The sequence below is a fragment of the Mesorhizobium sp. M7A.F.Ca.ET.027.03.2.1 genome (genome assembly GCF_003999175.1).
Lineage (GTDB): Bacteria > Pseudomonadota > Alphaproteobacteria > Rhizobiales > Rhizobiaceae > Mesorhizobium.
Genome location: NZ_RZOM01000258.1, coordinates 1 through 6429, shown reverse-complemented (window position 1 = coordinate 6429; position 6429 = coordinate 1). Strand labels below are relative to the sequence as shown.

The following is a 6429-nucleotide window of genomic DNA, read 5'->3' as shown; positions in this document are numbered from 1 at the left end:
GAGGGGGCAAGGCCCGGAGCGGCTGATCCTTGCCGGCCTTGCCGTGTCCTTCATGTTCACCGCCTTGACCAATTATCTTGTCTTTGCCGGCGACCAGCGCGCCGCGCACTCCGTGCTGTTCTGGACCATGGGTGGGCTCGGCCTGGCGCGCTGGGACAATATCTGGCTCGGCGCCTTGGGTGCGGGCACTATCCTGGCTTACGCGCTGTGGAACCACCGCCGGCTCGATGCTTTCCTGGCCGGCGAAAACGCCGCCGAAAGCCTGGGCGTGCCGGTGGCGCGGATGCGAAGGATGACCTTTCTCGTCGCCGCCTTCTCGACGGCGATCCTGGTCTCGGTCGCCGGCGTCATCGGCTTCGTCGGGCTGATGATCCCGCATCTGTCGCGGCCGCTGGCGGGCCCCTTGCACCTGCGCCTGGTTGCCAGCTGCGCCGTGTTCGGCGCGGTGCTGTTGCTGGCCAGCGACCTTCTGGCCCGAACGCTGCTGCCGCCGCAGGAACTGCCGATCGGCATCATCACCAGCTCGGTCGGCGCGTTCTTCGTCGTCACCATGCTGATCCGCAACCGGCTGTGAGTGCGGTGGGCAACTGGGCGCCGGATCACACCGTCCAGAAATAGCGCACGAGGTGAAAGAACACCGGGGCAGCGAAGACCAGGCTGTCGGTGCGGTCCATCATGCCGCCATGGCCTTCGATCAGATGGCCCCAGTCCTTGACGCCCTGGTCGCGCTTGATGGCCGAGGCGACCAACCCGCCAAGAAATCCCATCGAGCAGGCGACGAAGGCCACGCCCGCTGCCTGTAGCGGCGAAAAGGGCGTGACGAATGACAACAACGCGCCCAGCAGGCTCGCCGACACCAGTCCGCCGATCGGGCCTTCCCAGGTTTTCGACGGCGAGACGTTCGGCGAAAAACGGTGTTTTCCAAAGAGCTTGCCGAAGATGGCGAACATGCCGCATTTGTGCACCAACGCTCGGGCAGGGTAAAAAGTTTAGGCTTGAAATAAATTTGGTCTGGTGCAACTCTCAATCGTCAGTCGAGAGCGTGGGAGGTCTCGCTGTGCCAAATGCCGGTCGCATATTCGATCGCGCCGGGTGCTGCCGCATATGCGGATGACCAGCCCGGCGTCGGCGCAAAGCCTCCCGGCAAGTTGCGTATTCAAACACACGCACGGCGACAAGACCGTGGCAACGAGCATCTAGGGGACAGCCGCAGAATGCTTGGACCGTCAGCGCATATCGACACTTTCACGCGCGACAACCTTCCGCCCGAGGAACAGTGGCCGAACTTCCTGCTCGATGGCTTCGACTACCCCGAATACCTTAATGCCGGTGTCGAACTGACCGACGTCTGGTCGAAAAGGGTCTGGGTGACCACACCGCGCCGATCGGCAATGGCCGGGCGCTGGCGCTTCAATCATGTCACCACAGTCGAACGCATCATCGGCATGAAACGCAGCACCGGCGGCACGTCGGGCGCTTCGTGTCTGAAGAGATGCTGGAGGTTGAACTGTTCACTGAACTCTGGAAAGTTCGCACCCGGCTCTAAAGCTATTTTATCTATATTGAAAACACTGGGAAGGAGAGAAAAATGAAGAATATCCTGGCATCCAGCATGTTCGCTTTGTCGCTGGCCACATCTGGCCTTGCCTATGCCGAACCCGTCAAGATCGGCGTCATCACCACGCTTTCGGGCGGCGGTGCGGGTCTCGGCGTCGACATGCGCGATGCCTTTACGCTGGCGATGAAACAGTCCGGCAACAAAGATGTCGAGCTGGTCATCGAAGACGATGCCCAGAAGCCCGAGATCGCGGTGCAGCTCGCCGAAAAGATGATCCAGAGCGACAAGGTCGACCTGCTCACCGGTATCATCTGGTCGAACCTGGCGATGGCGGTGGTGCCCAACGCGGTGGCGCAGGACGTCATCTATCTGTCGCCCAATGCCGGCCCGTCGGCGCTTGCCGGCGCCAAGTGCAACAAGAACTATTTCAACGTCGCCTACCAGAACGACAATTTCCATGAGGCGATGGGTCAGTACGCCAACAAGGACTACAAGAAGACCTTCATCCTCGCGCCCAACTACCCGGCTGGCAAGGATTCGCTGACCGGCTTCAAGCGCTACTACAAGGGCGAGCTGGCAGGCGAGGCCTACACCCAGATCGGCCAGGCCGACTACGCCGCCGAGATCGCCCAGATCCGCGATTCCGGTGCCGACTCGGTGTTCTTCTTCCTGCCTGGCGGCATGGGCATTTCCTTCATGAAGCAGTACGCCCAGTCGGGCGTGAACATCCCGGTCATGGGTCCTGGCTTCTCCTTCGACCAGGACATTTTGCCCGCGGTTGGCGACGCAGCCCTCGGGGTCAAGAACTCGGCGAGCTGGTCCAGGGACCTCGACAACGAAGCCAACAAGCAGTTCGTCGAGGCCTTCAAGGCCGAATACAATCGCCTGCCCTCAATCTACGCCGCCCAGAGCTGGGATACGGCGAACCTGATCCTGTCCGCGCTGTCCAAGGCCAGTGTTAAGGACAAGGACGCGTTCCGCGCGGCCCTCAAGGCAGCCGATTTCAAGTCGGTGCGCGGCGAGTTCACCTTCAACACCAACAATCATCCGGTCCAGAACATCTACGTCCGTGAGGTGGTAAAGGAAGGCGATGTCTTGACCAACAAGATCATCGCCACCGCCTTCGAACACCACAAGGACGCCTATGCCGACCAGTGCAAGATGTAGCCCAAGGCTGCATCCGCTTTGCTAAAGTGCCGGCCTCGTCATCGACGGGGCCGGGGCCGCGGCGAGGCCGCATCGCCGTATCTTGCAGCGGCTTGCTTCGGCATTCCCCGCCTTGAACCACAGTCCGGATCTTTCATTTGTCCATCGCCCTTCTGATCGAACAACTTCTCAACGGGCTGCAGCTCGGAGTGATGCTGTTCCTCATGGCCGCCGGCCTGACGCTGATCTTCGGAGTCATGGGCCTGATCAACCTCGCCCATGGCTCGCTCTACATGGTCGGCGCCTTTGCCTGTGCCACGGTCGCCGCCGCCACTGGTTCGTTCTGGATCGGTCTGGTGGCGAGCCTGATCGCTGCGGCAGCCGCCGGTGCGGTCATGGAGATCGTTGTCATCCGCAGGCTTTATGAGCGCGACCATCTTGACCAGGTGCTGGCGACGTTTGCGCTGATCCTGATCTTTTCGGAAGGCACGCGCTGGCTGTCTGGCTCGTTTCCGCTTTATCTCGACATCCCACCGCTGCTGCAAGGCGCGGTGCCCCTGCCCGGCGGTGGCCAGTACCAGCTCTACCGCCTCGCCATTATCGGCGTCGGCATCGCCGTTGCTGTGGGGCTCTATCTGCTGATCTCGCGCACCCGTCTCGGCATGCGCATCCGCGCCGGCGAATCCGACCGCGAGATGATCGCAGCCCTCGGCGTCGACATCCGCACGCTCTACACTGTTGTCTTCGCGCTAGGTGCTGCCCTTGCCGGCCTTGCCGGCGCGCTGGTCGGTGCGCTGCAATCGGTGCAGGTCGGCATGGGCGAGCCAGCACTCATCCTCGCCTTCGTGGTCATCGTCATCGGCGGCATCGGCTCGATCAAGGGCGCGCTGTTCGGTGCCATCCTCGTCGGCCTCGTCGACACGATGGGCCGCTTCCTCCTGCCCAAGGCGCTGGCGTTGATGATGCCGACGGCACAGGCCGGGCTGATCGGTGCCTCACTCGCCTCCATGCTGATCTACATAGTCATGGCCCTGATCCTCGCTTTCAGGCCAAGCGGCCTGTTTGCGGCGCAGTCGTAAGGGCTACCATGAGCCGCGAAACCATCATCAATATACTGCTGGCACTTCTGCTGCTAGCGATCCCGTTCAGTGCGTCTGCAATGGGCGAGCAATTCTACGTCACGCTTGCCACGCGCATTACGATCCTTGCGCTCGCTGCTGTCGGGCTCAACATCGCGCTTGGTCTTGGCGGGCTGGTATCCTTTGGCCACGCTGCCTTCTTCGGCCTTGGCGGCTATGCCGCCGGCATCCTGGCGACCCATGCCTTCAACGCCGAACCGCTGTTGTTTGGCCTGCAAGGCACGACCTCGATGCCGGTCATCTGGTCGGTGGCTATCCTGGTTTGCGGCCTTGTCGCCTTGCCGATCGGCGCGATCAGCCTGCGCACGACGGGCGTCTATTTCATCATGATCACGCTCGCTTTCGCGCAGATGATCTACTACTTCGCCATCTCCTGGCCGGCCTATGGCGGCGAGGACGGGCTGTCGATCTATGTCCGCAATGGCTTTCCCGGTATGAACACGGCGCTGTCCCTGACCTATTTCCTGATCTGCTATGTCGTGCTGATGGCAGCACTTGGCCTGTTCTGGCTGCTGCGCGGATCGCGCTTCGGTGCCGCATTGCAGGCGGCACGGCAGAACGCGACCAGGCTGTCCGCCGTCGGCATCGCACCCTTCAACATCAGGCTCGTTGCCTTCGCCATCTCTGCCATGGTCACAGGCCTCGCCGGCGCGCTGTTTGCCGATCTCAACCGCTTCGTCAGCCCCTCGATGCTGTCGTGGCACATGTCGGGCGAGCTGATCGTGCTCATCATCCTTGGCGGCAAGGGTCGGCTGTTCGGCCCGGTTGCGGGCGCGATGCTTTACGTGCTGTTCGAATTCGCGCTTGGCGGCTTCACCGAACGCTGGCAGTTCTTCCTTGGCCTGATCCTGCTCGGCGTCGTTTTGTTCGCGCGCGGCGGGCTGCTTGGCCTTTTGGCTGGAGAGGCGCGTCATGGCTGAGCTGGTCCTCGAAATACGCGATCTCAAAAAGACTTTCGGCGCGCTGAAGGCCACCGACGGCGTCAGCCTCGATCTCAAGCCGGGCGAAATCCACGCGCTGATCGGCCCCAATGGAGCCGGCAAAAGCACGCTGATCCACCAGATCTCGGGCTCGCTCCGGCCAGACAGCGGCAGTATCCGCTTTCTCGGCCAGGATATGGCCGGGCTCGACATGGCGGCCCGCGGGCGGCTTGGGCTCGGCCGCAGCTTCCAGATCTCATCACTCGCGCAGGAGTTTTCCGCGCTGCGCAATGTGATGCTGGCGGTGCAGGCACGCCAGGGAACGAGCTTCCGCTTCTTACGCCCCGTGATGAGCGACAAGAGCCTGACAGAACCGGCGATGGCGATGCTGGAGCGCGTCGGCCTTGCCGGGCGCGCCTACGTGCCAGCCGCTGAGCTGTCGCATGGCGAACGCCGTCAACTCGAAATCGCTATTGCGTTGGCCCTTGGATCGAAGGCCTTTTTGTTCGACGAGCCGATGGCCGGCATGGGGCCAGACGGATCGAAAGCGTTGACGAAATTCCTCGACGGCCTGCGCCACGAAGCGCCGATCCTGCTCGTCGAGCACGACATGGATGCCGTCTTCGCGCTTGCCGACCGTATCTCGGTCCTCGTCTATGGCCGCGTCATCGCCACCGGCACGGTGGACGAGATCCGCAACGATCCCGAAGTGCGCCGGGCCTATCTCGGAGAAGCTGCGTGAGCCTGCTGGAACTCAACGGCGTCGAAACCTTCTACGGCGCATCGCAGGCGCTGTTCGGCGTCTCGCTCGACGTCAGGGCGGGTGAGGTCGTGGCGCTCATGGGCCGCAACGGCATGGGCAAGACGACGACGATCAATTCCATTCTCGGCCTCGCGAAACCGCGCTCAGGCTCGATCAGCTTTGGCGGCCGCCAAGTCGCCGGCATGCGCCCGCACCGCATCGCGCGCCTTGGCCTGGGTCTGGTGCCGGAGGGAAGGCGCTGCTTTCCCAATCTGACCGTACTGGAGAACCTGCTGGCCGCAGCACGCGGCAGCGCGTGGACATTGGAAAAAGTTGTCGAGCTGTTTCCGCGTCTCGGCGAACGCCGCGACCAATATGCCGGTACACTGTCGGGCGGCGAGCAGCAGATGGTAGCCATCGGCCGCGCGTTGATGACCAATCCGAGCCTGCTCATTCTGGACGAGGCGACCGAGGGTCTGGCACCTGTGATCCGCCAGGACATCTGGGCAGCAATCCGCAAGCTCAAGTCGAGCGGACAGTCGATCCTTATCGTCGACAAGACGCTTGCCGAGCTTCTACCTGTGGCCGACCGCTGCTTCGTTCTGGAAAAGGGCATGACCGTCTTCGAAGGCACGCCCGAGGCGCTGACGCCAGAAATTCAGGACCGCTATCTCGGCGTATAAAAAAGGGTGTCAAACGGCTTCCAAACTGACCCGGCGCGGTGCTGTTGCTGGCCAGCGATCTTCTGGCCCGAACGCTGCTGCTGCCGCAGGAGCTGCCGATCGGCATCATCACCAGCTCCGTCGGCGCGTTCTTCGTCGTCACCATGCTGATCCACAACCGGCTCTGAGCGCGCCAATGAACCGCTCTTGCAACAGGCCGCCGGCTCAGACCGTCCAGAAATAGCGCACGATGTGGAAGAAC

Annotated in this window: 6 protein-coding genes and 4 pseudogenes; 9 read left to right on the top strand and 1 reads right to left on the bottom strand. The window is 62.5% G+C overall.

Going from position 1 to position 6429, the window contains the following annotated elements:
• Positions 1–574, top strand: a 574-nt coding sequence (locus EN750_RS13625; protein WP_145967629.1) for an iron ABC transporter permease, incomplete at its 5' end; no start/stop codon positions are given.
• 25 nt (positions 575–599) lie between these two features.
• On the opposite strand, the pseudogene EN750_RS13620 reads toward EN750_RS13625, so the two are convergent.
• A pseudogene (locus tag EN750_RS13620) lies at positions 600–941 on the bottom strand (phosphatidate cytidylyltransferase); the annotation flags it as partial.
• A gap of 273 nt (positions 942–1214) precedes the next feature.
• Between EN750_RS13620 and EN750_RS13615 the strand changes: the two are divergent.
• From EN750_RS13615 to EN750_RS13580, 8 genes and pseudogenes are all read left to right on the top strand, one after another.
• A pseudogene (locus EN750_RS13615) lies at positions 1215–1399 on the top strand (2-aminobenzoate-CoA ligase); the annotation flags it as partial.
• Position 1400: 1 nt separating this feature from the next.
• A pseudogene (locus tag EN750_RS13610) lies at positions 1401–1546 on the top strand (tryptophan 2,3-dioxygenase family protein); the annotation flags it as partial.
• 42 nt (positions 1547–1588) lie between these two features.
• A complete protein-coding gene (locus EN750_RS13605) occupies positions 1589–2725 on the top strand; it encodes an ABC transporter substrate-binding protein (RefSeq protein ID WP_127270513.1) in 1137 nt (378 codons plus the stop codon).
• A 137-nt stretch (positions 2726–2862) separates the two neighbouring features.
• Positions 2863–3783 (top strand): branched-chain amino acid ABC transporter permease, encoded by a 921-nt coding sequence (locus EN750_RS13600; RefSeq protein ID WP_127270515.1) that lies wholly within the window; start codon positions 2863–2865, stop codon positions 3781–3783.
• 8 nt (positions 3784–3791) lie between these two features.
• Positions 3792–4763 (top strand): branched-chain amino acid ABC transporter permease, encoded by a 972-nt coding sequence (locus EN750_RS13595; RefSeq protein WP_127396714.1) that lies wholly within the window; start codon positions 3792–3794, stop codon positions 4761–4763.
• Positions 4756–5505: an ABC transporter ATP-binding protein gene (locus EN750_RS13590; RefSeq protein WP_127321152.1), complete on the top strand. Its 750-nt coding sequence runs from the start codon at positions 4756–4758 to the stop codon at positions 5503–5505. Before EN750_RS13595 ends, EN750_RS13590 begins: the two co-directional genes overlap by 8 nt.
• Positions 5502–6188, top strand: a complete 687-nt coding sequence (locus EN750_RS13585) for an ABC transporter ATP-binding protein (protein ID WP_127271619.1) — start codon at positions 5502–5504, stop codon at positions 6186–6188. The genes EN750_RS13590 and EN750_RS13585 overlap by 4 nt, the downstream gene beginning before the upstream one ends.
• A 32-nt stretch (positions 6189–6220) precedes the next feature.
• Positions 6221–6355 (top strand): annotated as a pseudogene (locus EN750_RS13580) (iron chelate uptake ABC transporter family permease subunit); the annotation flags it as partial.
• Positions 6356–6429: the final 74 nt, after the last annotated feature.

Coding starts and splice junctions, on each gene's coding strand:
- EN750_RS13605 (WP_127270513.1), top strand. CDS start 1,589: ATGAAGAATATCCTGGCATCCAGCATGTTCGCTTTGTCGCTGGCCACA.
- EN750_RS13595 (WP_127396714.1), top strand. CDS start 3,792: ATGAGCCGCGAAACCATCATCAATATACTGCTGGCACTTCTGCTGCTA.
- EN750_RS13590 (WP_127321152.1), top strand. CDS start 4,756: ATGGCTGAGCTGGTCCTCGAAATACGCGATCTCAAAAAGACTTTCGGC.